The sequence below is a fragment of the Piscinibacter sp. XHJ-5 genome, assembly GCF_029855045.1.
Classification (GTDB): Bacteria; Pseudomonadota; Gammaproteobacteria; order Burkholderiales; family Burkholderiaceae_C; genus Albitalea.
On record NZ_CP123228.1, the window covers coordinates 6,313,114 to 6,327,920 of the forward strand.

17 protein-coding genes are annotated in these 14,807 nt (G+C 70.0%); 6 read left to right on the forward strand and 11 right to left on the reverse strand.

Annotated features, from left to right (window positions below; all coding sequences use genetic code 11):
• Positions 1-14: 14 nt before the first annotated feature.
• Positions 15-740, reverse strand: coding sequence for a hypothetical protein (locus tag P7V53_RS29955; protein WP_280153124.1), 726 nt, complete (start codon positions 738-740; stop codon positions 15-17).
• Between the two features lie 189 nt (positions 741-929).
• Between P7V53_RS29955 and P7V53_RS29960 the strand changes: the two genes are divergently transcribed.
• From P7V53_RS29960 to P7V53_RS29970, 3 genes are read left to right on the forward strand one after another with little or no spacing between them, the layout of a single operon-like run.
• Positions 930-1,448 carry a GNAT family N-acetyltransferase gene (locus P7V53_RS29960; protein ID WP_280153125.1) on the forward strand — a complete coding sequence of 173 codons (519 nt, stop codon included), beginning with the start codon at positions 930-932 and terminating at the stop codon, positions 1,446-1,448.
• A gap of 33 nt (positions 1,449-1,481) precedes the next feature.
• Positions 1,482-2,747: a GTP cyclohydrolase II gene (locus P7V53_RS29965; protein WP_280153126.1), complete on the forward strand. Its 1,266-nt coding sequence runs from the start codon at positions 1,482-1,484 to the stop codon at positions 2,745-2,747.
• Positions 2,740-4,038: a URC4/urg3 family protein gene (locus P7V53_RS29970; protein ID WP_280153127.1), complete on the forward strand. Its 1,299-nt coding sequence runs from the start codon at positions 2,740-2,742 to the stop codon at positions 4,036-4,038. Before P7V53_RS29965 ends, P7V53_RS29970 begins: the two co-directional genes overlap by 8 nt.
• Positions 4,039-4,052: 14 nt before the next feature.
• Here the strand turns inward: P7V53_RS29970 and P7V53_RS29975 are convergent, their stop codons facing one another.
• Entirely contained in the window at positions 4,053-4,409 is a 357-nt protein-coding gene (locus P7V53_RS29975; protein WP_280153128.1) for a DUF2784 domain-containing protein, read from the reverse strand.
• Complete coding sequence (locus P7V53_RS29980; protein ID WP_280153129.1) at positions 4,406-4,774, reverse strand: hypothetical protein; 369 nt, start codon at positions 4,772-4,774, stop codon at positions 4,406-4,408. Before P7V53_RS29980 ends, P7V53_RS29975 begins: the two co-directional genes overlap by 4 nt.
• A 91-nt stretch (positions 4,775-4,865) precedes the next feature.
• On the opposite strand from P7V53_RS29980, the gene upp reads away from it, so the two are divergent.
• Positions 4,866-5,498 (forward strand): uracil phosphoribosyltransferase, encoded by a 633-nt coding sequence (upp, locus tag P7V53_RS29985; protein ID WP_280153130.1) that lies wholly within the window; start codon positions 4,866-4,868, stop codon positions 5,496-5,498.
• A gap of 4 nt (positions 5,499-5,502) precedes the next feature.
• Here the strand turns inward: upp and atpE are convergent, their stop codons facing one another.
• Entirely contained in the window at positions 5,503-5,748 is a 246-nt protein-coding gene (atpE, locus tag P7V53_RS29990; protein ID WP_280153131.1) for a F0F1 ATP synthase subunit C, read from the reverse strand.
• 103 nt (positions 5,749-5,851) lie between these two features.
• On the opposite strand from atpE, the gene P7V53_RS29995 reads away from it, so the two are divergent.
• Positions 5,852-7,135 carry an amidohydrolase family protein gene (locus P7V53_RS29995; RefSeq protein WP_280153132.1) on the forward strand — a complete coding sequence of 428 codons (1,284 nt, stop codon included), beginning with the start codon at positions 5,852-5,854 and terminating at the stop codon, positions 7,133-7,135.
• A gap of 5 nt (positions 7,136-7,140) precedes the next feature.
• Here P7V53_RS29995 and P7V53_RS30000 read toward each other — a convergent pair whose 3' ends face one another.
• Both P7V53_RS30000 and P7V53_RS30005 read right to left on the reverse strand, forming a co-directional pair.
• Entirely contained in the window at positions 7,141-8,184 is a 1,044-nt protein-coding gene (locus tag P7V53_RS30000; protein WP_280153133.1) for a M48 family metallopeptidase, read from the reverse strand.
• A gap of 5 nt (positions 8,185-8,189) precedes the next feature.
• Complete coding sequence (locus P7V53_RS30005; RefSeq protein WP_280153134.1) at positions 8,190-9,383, reverse strand: YjgN family protein; 1,194 nt, start codon at positions 9,381-9,383, stop codon at positions 8,190-8,192.
• Positions 9,384-9,478: 95 nt separating this feature from the next.
• Between P7V53_RS30005 and P7V53_RS30010 the strand changes: the two genes are divergently transcribed.
• Positions 9,479-10,096: a glutathione S-transferase N-terminal domain-containing protein gene (locus tag P7V53_RS30010; RefSeq protein WP_280153135.1), complete on the forward strand. Its 618-nt coding sequence runs from the start codon at positions 9,479-9,481 to the stop codon at positions 10,094-10,096.
• 18 nt (positions 10,097-10,114) lie between these two features.
• Here P7V53_RS30010 and P7V53_RS30015 read toward each other — a convergent pair whose 3' ends face one another.
• The 5 genes from P7V53_RS30015 to P7V53_RS30035 all read right to left on the reverse strand — a co-directional run bounded on the left by P7V53_RS30015 (position 10,115) and on the right by P7V53_RS30035 (position 14,803).
• Positions 10,115-10,732 carry a hypothetical protein gene (locus P7V53_RS30015; RefSeq protein ID WP_280153136.1) on the reverse strand — a complete coding sequence of 206 codons (618 nt, stop codon included), beginning with the start codon at positions 10,730-10,732 and terminating at the stop codon, positions 10,115-10,117.
• A gap of 98 nt (positions 10,733-10,830) precedes the next feature.
• Positions 10,831-11,652: an HAD family hydrolase gene (locus P7V53_RS30020; protein ID WP_280153137.1), complete on the reverse strand. Its 822-nt coding sequence runs from the start codon at positions 11,650-11,652 to the stop codon at positions 10,831-10,833.
• Between the two features lie 90 nt (positions 11,653-11,742).
• On the reverse strand, positions 11,743-12,876 hold the full coding sequence (locus tag P7V53_RS30025; protein WP_280153138.1) for an ABC transporter permease: 1,134 nt from the start codon (positions 12,874-12,876) through the stop codon (positions 11,743-11,745).
• Positions 12,873-13,841, reverse strand: a complete 969-nt coding sequence (locus P7V53_RS30030) for an ABC transporter ATP-binding protein (protein ID WP_280153139.1) — start codon at positions 13,839-13,841, stop codon at positions 12,873-12,875. Before P7V53_RS30030 ends, P7V53_RS30025 begins: the two co-directional genes overlap by 4 nt.
• Positions 13,838-14,803 carry an HlyD family efflux transporter periplasmic adaptor subunit gene (locus P7V53_RS30035; protein WP_280153140.1) on the reverse strand — a complete coding sequence of 322 codons (966 nt, stop codon included), beginning with the start codon at positions 14,801-14,803 and terminating at the stop codon, positions 13,838-13,840. Before P7V53_RS30035 ends, P7V53_RS30030 begins: the two co-directional genes overlap by 4 nt.
• Positions 14,804-14,807 lie beyond the last annotated feature (4 nt).

Here is a 14,807-nt window from a genome sequence, read left to right on the forward strand (position 1 = left end):
GACCCGGGATCGCCCTAGGAAACGACCCGGCCCGGCGACCGCTGCGCGGCGCTCTGTCTCAGCTTGCGCAGCGCGCGACGCAACTCGGCTTCTTGCGCCTTGGCGGGCTCGGCGGCGGCGGGATTCGCGCTGCGCGCCCGGTCGCGGTCGCGCAGGTGCTGCATGCGCATGCGCAGGTGGTTGGCGACCGCTTCCACCGCATCGAGGCCGCGGTGCGCATCGGTCTTGGGCAAGGCCACGACCCGCTTGTCGACCATGCGCACCGACAGCCGCACGAGCCGGTTGCGCCGGCCGTGACGCAGCGTGAAGCCGCCAGCCTCGCTCTCTTCGACCGACACGTCGCGGATGTTCTCGAGCGCGACCTGGCGCACGGTGCTGCGATAGCCGCGCTGGAACCAGAGGTTGTGGGCACTGGCGGCAACGCGTTCCCAGCGCAGCACGTCGAGCAGCACCGCACCGCCCAGCACCAGCAGGCCGGCGGCCCACAGCCATGGCCATTCGAGCAGCAACGCGAGCCACATCACCAGCCCGGCGGCCGCGGCCACGCCGATGATCTCGAGCATGCGGCGATCGGACGTGTGGTACACGCGGCGTTCGTAGGTCGCGGCCTCGGGTTCTCCCGTGGCCAGCGGCGACCATGCCCACAGCACGGCCTTGACCGTGCGGGCCAGCAGCGCATGGGCGGCCACGCCGATGGCGAGCAGGAAGGGCAGCGCCAGCACGAGTTGAAGGATCTTCACCGCGACACGATAGCCCAGCCGCCCACGCGCTGAAAAGGCACCGGGCCGGTACTTTTATCCGCCTGGCCGGCACGATCTGATCGAGCGGCGCTTTGGAGTCGCCGAACGGTCGCGTGCCTGTGGCGCAAATGAAGCACCCGCGAGCGCGCCGCAAGGCGAAAATCCGGCGATCACCAAGTCGCTTGCGTCGTGAAACCTCCGCTGGGCATCCGCATCCGCATCCTCACGCCTGCCGACGCCGCGGCGTTCCAGACGCTGCGCCTGCAAGCCCTGGCGGAGGACCCGGTGGCCTTTGCCTCCAGCTACGAAGAGGAGCGCGACACGCCGATGGCGACGGTGGCCGAGCGGCTGCAGCCGCTGGACGACCGCGCCATCGTCGGCGCCTTCGATCACGGCCACCTCGTCGGGCTGGCCGCCTGGCACCGCGAGGAGATGCGCAAGCTGCGCCACAAGGGCTTCGTCTGGGGCGTGTTCGTGGCCCCGACGCACCGCGGGCAGGGCCTTGCGCGGCGCCTGCTCGAGGCGGTCATCGCGCTAGCGCGCAACGCCGAGGGCATCCGCCAGCTCAACCTGACCGCGTACGCGGCCAACCAGGCCGCGGTGACGCTGTACGAGTCGCTCGGGTTCGTGGTGTACGGGCGCGAGCCGGCCGCCATCTGCGTCGACGGCATGCTGCACGACGACGTGCACATGAGCTTGCGGTTGTAGTCCAATGGGCAGGTCCCTGCTCCGGAGCAGTTCATGGGTTCCGATACCGCCGGCATGCCGGGTGCAAAGCACATCCGGCTGACCTCCCACCCGGGCCAAGGCGCCACCGGCGCGCCGGCGCTGCAGTGGGGCGCGCCCTCGGCCATGGAGCGCGGACCCGTGGTCGGCACCACGGTCAACCGCAGCCAGCGCAATGTCATCGGCACGCACTCTGGCTCGTACGGCGTGTACCGCGCGCTGGCGGTGGCTGCAGGCAACCTGGTGCGCGGGCACCGCGCCGATCTCACCGACACGGCGCCCACCGACCTCATCGGGCCGCACCTGCAGTGGGGCGAGCCCGACAAGATCGTCTCCATCGATCCGTGGGGCGCGTCGGTCGCCGACGTCTTCTCCGAGTACATCGAGCAGGGCTACGACATCCGACCGACGATCGCGGTCACCAAGGCGCACATCCACCTCCCCGAGGTGAGACAGGCGATCGCCTTCCAGCGCCTGCACCCCGACGGCCGCGTGCTGCTGGAAGACGGCTCGGCGGTGGTCACCAAGGTCGCGGTAGAGCCGGTGTGGTGGCTGCCCGGCGTGGCCAAACGCTTCGGCGTCACGGAGGCGGCGCTGCGGCGCGCGCTGTTCGAGGAAACCGGCGGCATGTACCCGGAGCTCGTCACGCGCAGCGACCTCGAGGTCTTCCTGCCGCCGATCGGCGGGCAGACGCTCTACATCTTCGGCGACCCGCGCCACCTCGCCGATCCGCAAGTGACGCTCACCGCGCGGGTGCACGACGAGTGCAACGGCTCCGACGTCTTCGGCTCCGACATCTGCACCTGCCGTCCCTACCTCACCCATGCGATCGAGGAATGCATCAAGGGTGCGCAGGCCGGCGGCGTGGGACTCATCGCCTACAGCCGCAAGGAGGGCCGCGCCCTCGGCGAGGTGACGAAGTTCCTGGTCTACAACGCGCGCAAGCGCCAGGAAGGCGGCGATCGCGCGGACAAGTATTTCCTTCGCACCGAGTGCGTTGCCGGCGTGCAGGACATGCGCTTCCAGGAGCTGATGCCCGACGTGCTGCACTGGCTCGGCATCCGCCGGATCCACCGGCTGGTGTCGATGAGCAACGACAAGTTCGATGCGATCACCGGCAGCGGCATCGAGGTGGGCGAGCGGATCAAGATCCCCGATGCACTGATTCCCGCCGACGCGCGCGTCGAGATCGAGGCCAAGATCGCCGCCGGCTATTTCACCGACGGCAGCGTGCCGGACGACATCCAGCTCGCCGCCGTGAAGGGGCGCGGCCTTGAGTGACGACCTCTCCACCGGCGACGCGGCGCTGCACGAAGCCGTGCGCGTGCTGCGCTCGCCGTCGGCCATCCGCGAGCGCAGCGCGCTGATCGCCGCGGCCGCGTCGGCCGGCCGTTCGGAGCACTTCACGATCGACCGCTCGCGCCTGCCGGCGGTCGCGGGTCGCGTGGCCCGCGTCACGCGCGAGCGCTACCCCGAGCTGAAGATCCCCTACCACAGCCGATGGCGCCACTTCGAGGCGGGCGGCGTCGATCGCAAGGGCGAGCTCGCGTCATGCTGGCACGGGCGCAGCTCGATCGCGGTGGCGCGCTCGTGCATCGATCTCACGCTGGTCAGCGTGCTGCTCGATGCCGGTGCGGGGGCGTCCTGGTCGTATCTCGAGCGCGAGACCGGGCACCGCTTCACCCGTTCCGAGGGCCTGGCGGTCGCCACCTTCCGGGCCTTCGTCGCGGGGCGCTTCTCGTCCGATGCGGGCGATCCATGCCGGGTCGACGCAGCCGCCCTGCTGCGGCTGGACGACAAGGCGCTGGCCGAGGTCTTCCAGGTCGACGAAGGCAACCCGCTGGTCGGGCTGGCCGGTCGCGCCAAGCTCCTGCGCCAACTCGGCGTGGCGTTGCGCGACCAGCCCCAGCTCTTCACGTCCATCGGCCAGCCGGGCCACCTGTTCGATGCGCTGACCTACCACGCACACGCGCCCAAGCTGCGCCACCACCGGCCCGCGCCGTCCGCGCAGCGCCATCACCACGTCAGCGCCCCACGCATCCTGGGTGCGCTGCTCGAAGCCTTCGGCAGCATCTGGCCGAACGGGCTGGTGCTCGGCGACGTGCCGCTGGGCGACGTGTGGCGCCACCCGGCGGCCGGGGGCACGGGGTCGAGCGCCGGCTACGTGCCCTTTCACAAGCTGTCGCAGTGGCTCACCTACTCGCTGCTCGAGCCTTTCGAGGGGGCAGGCGTGCAGGTGACCGAGCTCGATGCGCTGACCGGACTGCCCGAATACCGCAACGGCGGCCTGCTGCTCGATGCCGGGGTCATCGTGCCGCGCGAGCCGCAGGCGCTGCAGCAGCGGCTGAAGGTCCAGGACCCCTGGGTGGTCGAATGGCGCGCGCTGACGGTGGCGCTGATCGACGAGCTCGCGCCGCTGGTGCGCAACGAGCTGGGGCTGACGGCCGAGCAGCTGCCGCTGGCGCGCATCCTCGAGGGCGGCACCTGGGCGGCGGGACGTCAGATCGCGGCGGAGCTGCGCGACGACGGCGCGCCGCCGGTGCAGATCGAGAGCGACGGAACGGTGTTCTGAGGGCTGGGGTCGACTCACCGGCGCCGCAGCCACAGCCCATACAACACGGCATTCACCACCAGCACCGCCGCCGCGATCGCCCACTGAATGTCGCGTGTCAGCGCTGCCGGATAGATCAGCGGCAGCAGGTAGTGGTCGACGAAGCCGCCCGCGTACCCGTGCTCGCCCGCCAAGGTGCGCAGCCGGTTCTCCAGCGGCGTCAGCGGACACACGGTGCCGGACCATTCAACGAACACGCCCCACAGCACCGCCGGGCCGTGCAGCCACACGAGGCGCGGCCAGCGCCACAGCAGCGAGGCACCGAAAGCGACGAAGAGGATGAACACGAGGTGCAGCACCAGCACCACGTCGGCCGCCAGCGAGGCGGTCATGGAGGACGCCTGAGCTTCCAGCCGAAGGCCGCGCCGAGCAGCACCAGCGCCAGCGCGCTGGCCATCGCCAGCAGAGGGTCGAAGGCGCCGCCGCCGGTGCCGCTGCCGGTCTTCGGCGGCGGCGCCGCCACGCCGGGCACTCGCGCGGCCGCGGCGAGCGCCTGCCAGTCGGCCGCGCTGAACTGCGTCATCTTCGGCGCATCGGCGATGCCGTAGACACAGATCTCGCCGCCCGGCAGCTTGCAAAAGCGCTCCGCGGGACAAGCCTTGAGGATCTCCTGCGGCGCCTTGGTGCCGCATTGCGCGCCGGCGCTGCGCAGCACCTGCAGGGTCACGTCGGGATGCTTGGTGAGCTGTTCGGGCATGGCACGCTCCCCGGTCGGCTGACTCGGGTCAATCTACACCCCGGTGGCCGGTTTGGACAGGTATGCTGGCCCCGTCCTGCCGGAGGTCCCGATGACGAGCGCGGTTCACCACATCACTCATCCGCTGGTCCAGCACAAGCTGACGCTGATGCGCCAGAAGGACCGCAGCACCAACAGCTTTCGCCGCCTGCTCAACGAGATCAGCATGCTGATGGCCTACGAGGTGACGCGCGACATGCCCACGCAGCTGATCGAGATCGAGACGCCGCTCGAGACCATGCAGGCGCCGGTCATCGACGGCAAGAAGACGGTGTTCGTCAGCATCATGCGCGCAGGCGCCGGCTTCCTCGACGGCATGCTCAATGTCGTGCCGGGCGCGCGCATCGGCCACGTGGGCCTGTACCGCGACCCGAAGACGCTGGTCGCGGTGGAGTACTACTTCAAGATGCCGGCCGACATGCACGAGCGCGACGCCATCCTGCTCGACCCGATGCTGGCCACCGGCAACTCCGCGGTGGCCGCGGTCGATCGCCTGAAGGAGACCCGGCCACGCTCGATCCGCTTCGTGTGCCTGCTGGCCGCGCCGGAGGGGCTGCAGCACTTCCACGACCAGCATCCCGACGTGCCCGTCTACGTCGCCGCCGTCGACCGGCAGCTCAACGAGCACGGCTACATCGTGCCGGGCCTGGGCGATGCGGGCGACCGCATCTTCGGCACGAAGTGAGGCCTCAGCCGCCGCGGAACGGATTCGCCGTCGCGAACCACAGCCCGATCCCGGTGGCGATGATGAACGCGCCATCGAGCACGCCGACCAGCAGGAACACCTTGGTCTGCAGGCTGTCCATCAGCTCCGGCTGGCGCGCCGACGATTCGAGGAATTTGCTTCCCATGATGCCGACGCCTATGCACGAGCCGATGGCGCCCAGTCCGATCATGTGGCCCACGGCGAGGGGAAGCAGGTCGATGCCGTTCACGAGAGGCTCCTTGTGGAGTGGAAGATGCTTTGCCTTGCGCTCATGGTCGCGAACCGCTCGCAGCACGTCGATAACCTGCGAGGTCATGGCGTAGAGTCGGAACATGGGTGATCTGCTCTTTCGAGACGTCACGCTGGCCGACGGTCGAACCGGCATCGACGTGCTCGTGCAGGACGGCCGCATCGCCGGCATCGGCCCTTCGCTGCCCGCACCGGCCGGCGCGGAGCTCGTCGACGGCGGCGGCCAGCTGCTGTCACCGCCCTTCGTCGATGCCCACTTCCACATGGACGCGACGCTGTCGTACGGCCTGCCGCGGGTCAACCGCAGCGGCACGCTGCTCGAGGGCATCGCGCTGTGGGGCGAGCTCAAGCCGACGCTGACACAGGAAGCGATCGCCGAACGCGCGCTGCGCTATTGCGATTGGGCAGTCGCCAGGGGCCTGCTCGCGATCCGCTCGCATGTGGACGTCTGCGATGACCGGCTGCTGGCGGTGGAGGCGCTGCTCGATGTGAAGCGCCGCGTCGCGCCTTACCTCGATCTGCAGCTCGTCGCGTTCCCCCAGGATGGCGTGCTGCGCTCGCCCAACGCGCTGGCCAACCTGCGGCGTGCGCTGCAGATGGGCGTCGATGTGGTCGGCGGCATCCCGCACTTCGAGCGCACCATGGCCGACGGCGCCGAATCGGTGCGGCTGCTGTGCGAGCTGGCCGCCGAGCAGGGCCGCCCGGTCGACATGCACTGCGACGAGAGCGACGACCCGCTGTCGCGCCACATCGAGACGCTGGCCTTCCACACGCAGCGGCTCGGCCTGCACGGCCGGGTCACCGGCTCGCATCTCACGTCGATGCATTCGATGGACAACTACTACGCCTCCAAGCTGATCCCGCTGATCGCGGAGGCCGGGGTGCATGCGGTGGCCAATCCGCTGATCAACATCACGCTGCAGGGCCGTCACGACAGCTACCCCAGGCGGCGCGGCATGACGCGCGTGCCCGAGCTGATGGCCGCCGGCGTCAACGTCGCCTTCGGCCACGATTGCGTGATGGACCCGTGGTACTCGCTCGGCTCGGGCGACATGCTCGAGGTCGCGCAGATGGGCCTGCACGTCGCGCAGATGACCTCCCAGGCGCAGATGCGGGCGTGCTTCGACGCGGTGACGGTCAACGGCGCGAAGGTGCTCGGCCTTGCCGAGTACGGCATCGCGGTTGGCCATCCCGCCGACCTGGTGCTGCTGCAGGCGCGCGATCCGGTGGAAGCGATTCGCCTGCGCGCCGCGCGAAGGCTGGTGGTGCGCCGCGGAAACGTGATCGCGCGCAGCGCGCCCGCGACGGCGACGCTGCAGCTCGAGGGCCGGCCGGCCGAGGTCGACTGGATGCTGCCGCGCTGCTGAGCGGCTCAGCGGGCCGCGCCGGCGTCGCGGAAGAAGCGCATGCGCTCCGCGTCGGCCGGGTGAGAGGCGATCGCGATCTCCAGGCCAGAGCGCTCGCGCGCCCCACCGTCGTCATGGCGCGCCATCGCCTCGAAGAACGCGACCATGACCGCCGGCGAGAAGCCCGCCGCCCGCAGCACGCGCACCGCCTCGGCGTCGGCCTCGCGCTCCGCGTCGCGCGAGTAGCCGGCCTGCCCCAGCCACACCGGCACGCTGGCGAGCAGCGAGCTGAAGTCGCCGACCACCAGGCCGGCGACGGTGCCCAGCGCGGCCACCTGCGCCAGCGCCCGCATGCCGTGCCGGTGCCGGAGATGGCCGAGCTCGTGGCCCAGCACGCCGACCAGGATGGCTTCGTCGGCGCTCACGCGCTTGACCAGCTCGTCGGTCAACACCAGGGTGCCGCCGGGAAGCGCGAACGCGTTGGGACCGATGCGGCTCTTGCGGAACACGATGCGGTGCACAGGCACCTCGTGCGCCGGCAGCGCAGCGACGGCGCGCGCGAAGGCGCCGGCGATGCGCTGCTGCTGCGCCAGGGGCAGCTCGCTCGGACGCATCAGGCGTTCGTCGATGGCCGCCAGCGCCGTTTCGCCGACCGACTCGTCCACCTCCGTCGGGAGCATCGTCAGGGCCGCTCTCGCCGCCCAAGGCACCCCCCACAGGTAGCCGGCGGCGAGCAGCAGCACGATGAGCACCATGCTGGCCAGGGTCCAGCGCCAGCTCTGCTGCGCCCGCACGACCAGCGATTCACGCGAGCCGACGGCATGCCGCCACGCGTCCCACGCGGCGCTGTCGCTGCAATGCAGCGACGCACCGTCCGCAAGATGGGCCACCCGCGGGCCGTGGCGGGTGCGCTCCGGCCAGCGGACCTCGTGCAGCGCCACGCTGCGCGACACGGTCGGGCCGTCGATCAGCAGGCGATCGCCCGCCGCCTGCAGGCGCACCGGATGGGCCCGCGCGCTGCGCCCGTCGAAGTAGTCGGCGGCGACCAGCGGGCCGGCGGATTCGCCCACGGCACTCAGAGGCCGATGTCCAGCCCGAACAGGTCGCCCGCCGCGTCGCCGGCGGCCTCGCCCTCGGCGCCGCGCGCCTGGTCGATCAGGTCGTCGGGATCGACCAGCGCCGTGACCGACACCGCCTCGATGCGCATGCGCTGGCTGGCCACGGCGGCGAACGGCCAGTACAGGCCGAGCGTCAGCGCGACCAGCAGCCAGTTCTTCAACGTGAGGCCGAACAGCGGCCAGAAGCGCAGCTGGCTGCCGAAGCGCATCGCCTCGTTGCCGGTGCGCGACCACAACAGGTTCTGCATGCGCGAGGTGAAATAGGGGCGCGGCACGAGTTGCATGGCCAGCAGCGTGGTGAAGGCCAGCACGAGGCCGATGACCATGGCCACCAGCGGACTGCTGCGGCCGCTTCCTCCCAGTGAGCTGCCCACGATGCCCAGCACGGCCACGACGCTGACCACCACGCCGACCAGCAGGCCGGCAGCGAGGGCGGCCCCGGCGGTCTTCAGGAACACGAGGTAGAACGAGCCGCAGCTGGCCGTCAGCCGCGTCCGCCACGGGCCGAGCGCGTAGTGGTCGTGCTGGTACTTCTTCAGCTTCCACCACAGCCAGGGTGCGAAGGCGAGCGCCACCAGCGAGACGATCCCCATCAGCGCCGCGTACCAGGCCGGCGGCTGCTCGGGATCACTGACCGCGGCCAGGGCCGCGACGATGGCGATCCCGGGCACGAACGCGGGCAAAAAGGCGGCGTAGGCATCGCCCAGGCTGCCCACGAAGCGAAAGCGCAGGCCACGCCAGCTGGTGTTGGCGAGGCGAAACTGCATCGAAGACCTGAGCAACGCCGGCCAGATCGCCGCCAGGATGATGAACGCGACCAGGCCCGCGACGGCCGAGAACCTGCCGGCCACCGAGTACAGCACCCCCATGACGGCGATGAGCACGTAGCCGCGCAGCATCGTCATCGGGTTGCCGTGGAAGTCGAGCGGCTGGCCGCCGACCAGCGTGTTGCCGTAGAAGTAGCGCAGCCTGCGCACCTTGGCCCAGGGGTAGTACACGCCCAGGGTGACGATCGTGAGCAGCAGGTTGACGATCCAGATGCGGAAGTACTCGCTGCCCGAGCCGGTGAAGCGAAAGTCCAGCCGATGTTCGCGCGGCGCCTCGAACGCCGGCTCGGCCCCGGCAGGGCCGATCCACGAGGGTTGACTCATCTTGCTTCCTGCGCCGCAGACCGCAGCGCGCCTCCTCCCGAGGCCACTCTACCACCGGGTCGTTCGCTAGAATGAATTCAAACAGGGACCACAGCATGAAACTCATCGGCTCGCTCAACAGCCCGTACGTGCGCAAGGTGCGCATCGTGATGGCCGAGAAGAGGCTCGACTACCAGCTCGAGATCGAAGACGTCTGGAACAGCGACCGCATCGTCCATTCCAACCCTCTCGGCAAGGTGCCCTGCCTCGTCATGGAGGGCGGCGAGGCGGTGTTCGACTCGCGCGTGATCGTGGAATACGTCGACACGCTGTCGCCTGTGGGCAAGCTCATCCCCGACCGCGGCCGCGAGCGCGCCGAAGTGCGCACCTGGGAAGCGCTCGGCGACGGCCTGCTCGACGCGGCCATCCTGGCGCGGCTGGAGAACACCTGGAAAGGCCGCAGCGACGGCCAGCGCAGCCAGCCCTGGATCGACCGCCAGATGGGCAAGATCCACGCCTCGCTGGCGGCGATGAGCAAGGGCCTGGGCGACAAGCCGTTCTGCTCCGGCATCCATTTCTCGCTGTCGGACATCGCCGTGGGCTGCGCGCTGGGCTACCTCGACTACCGCTTCGCCCACATCGATTGGCGTGGTGAGTACGCCAACCTGGCGAAGCTGAACGACAAGCTCTCCCAGCGGCAAAGCTTCATCGACACCGTGCCGCCTGCGGCCTGAAAGGCCGTGGGCCGGCGGCTATGCCGCCGTCAGCGTGACCTTGCGGTCGCGAAGATCGCGCTGGAGCTGACGGTACAGCTCGTGCATGCGCTCGCCGACCCCGCTCACCGTGATTTGCAGCGCTCCCGCCACTTCGGCGACGAGGAATCCCTCGGCCGTCCACTGCAGCAGCCGCCGATCGGCTTCGGCCAGCGCCGGCGCGTGGTGCGGGCCCGTCTCGAAGTGCGACTTCAGCTGGCGCGCGATCTGCGGGGTCATCGCCGATTCGCCGCGCAACAGCTGCTCGATGGTCTCGGGCAACGACAGCAGCGCGTCGGCCTGGGCAAAGTAGGCGTCGGCACCGTCACGCAGTGCTTCCATCACGCGCGGGTCGTCGGCCGACACCGCGAGCACAAGAACCTGCGGACCGCCGTCGCGGCTGTTGCTGCGCAGGTCGCGCAACAGGGCTTTCACGTGCGCGGGCGGCAGCATGAGGTCGACCACCAGCGCATCGGGCAGGCCAGGGGCGAAAAGCTCGCGCAGCGCGGGCAGACCCCCGGCCACGCCGCCCACGACGAGTCCGGGCGTCGCCGCAATGGCCTGCGCCAGGCGGGCGCCGACCTGCGGATCGCGATGCAGCAACACGACGGAACTCATGCGCGACGATTCTTCCAGCGTCACCGGAGCGACACATCCCCCGACTCCGGGTGTTCGGCGCCGCCAGGGTTTGCCCAACGACCCCAGGGCGGCCGTCCCTACTTGTGAGCGGGTTCGGGCGCATCGTCGCCCAACCCGATCAGCGGCCACAACTGCGCCAACGTGAAGATATGGGCATTGGCATCGTTGCTCCATTCGACCCGCGGGCGCAGCACCTGCACCGTATGCATCCCGAGTTCGTTGCCCGCCTTGATCTCGGACACGGGGTTGTCGCCGACCACCAGCACGCGCTCGTGCTTGAATCCGTGGCGCTTGACGATGTCCGCGAAAACGACCTTCTTGCCGTGCGAAGCGCCGGCGACGTCGACGCGGTCGACGATGAACTCGTCGAACCAGGGCCGCATGCCCAGGACGTCGATCTTGCTTTCCTGCAGCTTCTGGAACCCCGAGGTGACGAGGAAGCACGGCATGTGCGCGTGGATCAGGGGCACGAGATAGGCGTCGCGGTATGGGGCATAGCCGGACTCCTTCTTCACCTGTATCTCGGTAAACGCCTTCTTGCCGGCGTCGGTCATGTCCGCCGTGAAGTCATGGCTCTTCGCCACCGCGTCGAAGGCGGTGAACCAGCAAGCCGCGAAGGCGCGGGTGAGCTTGTCCATGTAGGGCTTGTCGGCCCGGTTCTGCGCCGAGACCTTCCCGAGGACGGCATCGAACGCCGGCTGAAAGAGATCTTCGCCGACCCGGGTCGCATCGGCCAGGGTGTTGTCGTGGTCGAAGATGACGGCGTCGAAGTGCAGACGCCTCGTGTCGCGTTGAGTCGCGGCGGGGGGCTTTTCCAAAATGGGTTCTCCTTCGGATGGCTGGATGCGACGACTGCCGGGTCGCGCACGCAGCGTAGGCAGACGGCTCGACGGGCACATCAGTCAAATGCCGAGGAGCACCCCTTCTGATTTCCTAGGGCACCGCGCGCCATGCGGTCGCGAGCAGCTGCGCGCAGCTCGCGTCAGGCCTCAGTCGAGCGTCTGCCGGTAGCGCGCAAGCGCCAGCACGCCGGCCACCAGCAGGAACGCCAGCATCGGCCACAGCTCCGGCAGCAGCTGCACCAGGTCGCTCCCCTTGAGCATGATGCCGCGCACGATGCGCAGGAAGTGCGTGAGCGGCAGCACCTCGCCCAGCCATTGCGCCCACACCGGCATGCCGCGGAACGGAAACATGAAGCCCGACAGCAGGATCGACGGCAGGAAGAAGAAGAAGGTCATCTGCATCGCCTGCAGCTGGTTCTGCGCCAGCGTGGAGAAGGTGAAGCCCACGCTGAGGTTGGCAAGCATGAACACCCCGATCATCGCCATGAGCAGCGTGAAGCTGCCGCTCATCGGCACCTCGAACAGCAGCCATGCCGCCAGCAGGATCACGCCGAGCTGGATGTAGCCGATGACCACGTACGGCGCGATCTTGCCCAGCATCACCTCCACCGGCCGCACCGGCGTGGCAAGCAGGTTCTCCATCGTGCCGCGCTCGCGCTCGCGGGTCATCGCCAGGCCGGTGAGCATCACCATCGTCATGGTGAGGATGGTGCCGATGAGGCCCGGCACGATGTTGTAGCGCGACAGGCCTTCCGGGTTGTAGCGGCGATGCACCCGCAGATCGAACGGAGCCGCGCCGGGCTGCAGGTAGGCCAGCGGCCCCACCAGGTCGGCGCGCAGCGCCTGCTGCGCCACCGCCTGGAGCGCGGCGATCGCGTTGCCCGAGGCCGACGGATCGGTGGCGTCCACCGCGACCAGCAGCGCCGGCTTCTCGCCGCGCACCACGCGCTGGCTGAAGTCGGGCGGAATGGCCACCATGAATTGCACCTCGCCCGAGGCGATCAGCGTCTCCGCCTGCGCCTCGCTGTCGGCCAGCCGCGTGATGCGGAAGTAGCCGGTGTTCTGCAGCGCGGCGACCAGGCTGCGCGACAGCGGACCGTTGTCGTAGGCCACCAGCGTGGTCGGCAGCCCCTTCGGATCGGTGTTGATGGCGTAGCCGAACAGCACGAGCTGCAGGATGGGCACGCCGATGGCCATCGCGAAGGTCAGCCGGTCGCGCAGCATCTGCTGGAACTCCTTCAGGAAGATGGCCAGCGTGCGACGCAGCGAGAAGGCCTTCATCGCGCCGCGCCCGCCTCTGGCGCGAAGTTGTCGCGTGCGTGCGCGATGAGGCTGATGAAGACGTCCTCCAGATTCGCTTCGGTGCGGTGCCACCGCAACCCGGCGCGCCGGTGCGGCTCGATGGCCTGCTCGAGCAGGGCCGCGTCGCGTCCGGCCACGTGCAGCGAGCTGCCGAACGCGGCCACGCTCTGCACGCCCGGCGCCGTCTTCAGCGGCTCGACGAGCGCCGAGACTTCGTCGCCTTCCACCGCCCACACCGTGAGCCCGGCCTGCTCGATGATCTCCCGCTCGGTGCCGCGCGCGAGCGTCCTGCCGTAGGCGATGTAGACCAGCTCGTGGCAGCGCTCGGCCTCGTCCATGTAGTGCGTCGACACCAGCACCGTGATGCCCTGGGCGGCCAGCCGGTGGATCTCGTCCCAGAAGTCGCGCCGCGCCTTGGGGTCGACGCCGGCCGTGGGCTCGTCGAGCAGCAGCAGCCGCGGCTCGTGGATCAGGCATGCGGCCAGCGCCAGCCGCTGCTTCCAGCCGCCCGACAGCGCGCCGGCAAGCTGGTGCTGCCGCTCGACCAGCCCCAGGCGCTCGAGCGCGCGGTCCACCGCCTGGTCGCGCTGCGGCAGCTCGAACAACCTGGCGACGAAGTCGAGGTTCTGGCGAATGGACAGGTCGTCGTAGAGGCCGAACTTCTGCGTCATGTAGCCGACCTGCCGGCGGATCTCGTAGCCCTGCTTCACGATGTCCAGGCCGAGGCAGGTGCCGTGGCCCCCGTCGGGCGTGAGCAGCCCGCACAGCATGCGGATGGTGGTCGTCTTGCCGCTGCCGTTGGGACCGAGGAAGCCGCAGATGCGGCCGGTGCGCACCTGCAGCGCGACATCGTCGACCACGGTGCGCTGGCCGTAGCGCTTGGTCAGCCCCCGGACGTCGATGGCGAGTTCGCCGTCGGTCGTCGGCCTGCCCGGCGCGCTCATGACTTCGTCTCGCCGGCGCGCCGCACGTCGACCGGCTGCCCGGGCTTGAGCTTCGCGCCGTCCTTGGCGTCGGGCCGCGCCTCAACCATGAAGACCAGGCGCGAGCGCTGCGAGTTGGAGTAGATGACCGGCGGCGTGTACTCGGCCTGCGTCGCGATGAAGTCGATGCGTGCGGGAATTGGCGCGCCGCAGCCATCGCAATGGATGGCCACGGCCTGGCCGATGGCCAGTGACGCGAGTTCGGCCTCGGGCACGAAGAAGCGCGCCTTGGTCTGGCCGGGGGGCAGGAGGGCCACGACCGGCTGCCCCGCCGGCACCCACTCGCCGGCGCGGAAGTAGGTGTCGGCCACCGTCGCGTCGGCCGGCGCGCGCTGCTGCTTCTGTTGCGTGCGCCACTCGCTCTGGCGCAGCGCCTGCTGCGCGGCCTGCGCGCTGGCCTGGGCCGCAAGCCGCTCGTCCTCGCGCGCCGGCAATCGTGCAACCCGCAGCGCCGCGGTCATTTCCGCCACGCGCTGACGCGACTGCTCCATCGCCGCGCGCGCATCGTCCAGCCGCGATCGGGAGATGAAGCCCTGCGCCAGCAAGGCGCGCTGGCGCTCGTATTCGGCCGCGGCCACGTCGGCCTCGGCGCGCGCCTGCGCAAACTGCGCCTGCGTGACCGCCAGCTCGTCGGGGCGGCGTCCTTTCTCGGCGTCGCTCGCCTGGGCGCGCGCCCCCACCAGTCGCGCGGCCGCCTCTTCGCGCGCGGCCTGCTCGCTTGCGGACTCCAGGGCGAACAGCGGCGCGCCCTGCTTGACCACTTCCCCCCGCCGCACCGCCAGCGTCTCGAGGCTGCCGCCCAGCGGCGCCGCGACATACACGTACTCGCCCTCGACGTAGCCCGACCATGCAGGGTCGGGGGCACGGCTGCAACCCGCCAGCACGACCAGCAAGGCGATGGCGGCGAGATCGGCGGGTCGCATGGCA

Coding starts and splice junctions, on each gene's coding strand:
- P7V53_RS29965 (WP_280153126.1), top strand. CDS start 1,482: ATGGGTTCCGATACCGCCGGCATGCCGGGTGCAAAGCACATCCGGCTG.
- P7V53_RS29975 (WP_280153128.1), bottom strand. CDS start 4,409: ATGACCGCCTCGCTGGCGGCCGACGTGGTGCTGGTGCTGCACCTCGTG.
- P7V53_RS29980 (WP_280153129.1), bottom strand. CDS start 4,774: ATGCCCGAACAGCTCACCAAGCATCCCGACGTGACCCTGCAGGTGCTG.
- upp (WP_280153130.1), top strand. CDS start 4,866: ATGACGAGCGCGGTTCACCACATCACTCATCCGCTGGTCCAGCACAAG.
- P7V53_RS29995 (WP_280153132.1), top strand. CDS start 5,852: ATGGGTGATCTGCTCTTTCGAGACGTCACGCTGGCCGACGGTCGAACC.
- P7V53_RS30005 (WP_280153134.1), bottom strand. CDS start 9,383: ATGAGTCAACCCTCGTGGATCGGCCCTGCCGGGGCCGAGCCGGCGTTC.
- P7V53_RS30010 (WP_280153135.1), top strand. CDS start 9,479: ATGAAACTCATCGGCTCGCTCAACAGCCCGTACGTGCGCAAGGTGCGC.
- P7V53_RS30015 (WP_280153136.1), bottom strand. CDS start 10,732: ATGAGTTCCGTCGTGTTGCTGCATCGCGATCCGCAGGTCGGCGCCCGC.
- P7V53_RS30020 (WP_280153137.1), bottom strand. CDS start 11,652: ATGTGCCCGTCGAGCCGTCTGCCTACGCTGCGTGCGCGACCCGGCAGT.
- P7V53_RS30025 (WP_280153138.1), bottom strand. CDS start 12,876: ATGAAGGCCTTCTCGCTGCGTCGCACGCTGGCCATCTTCCTGAAGGAG.
- P7V53_RS30030 (WP_280153139.1), bottom strand. CDS start 13,841: ATGAGCGCGCCGGGCAGGCCGACGACCGACGGCGAACTCGCCATCGAC.
- P7V53_RS30035 (WP_280153140.1), bottom strand. CDS start 14,803: ATGCGACCCGCCGATCTCGCCGCCATCGCCTTGCTGGTCGTGCTGGCG.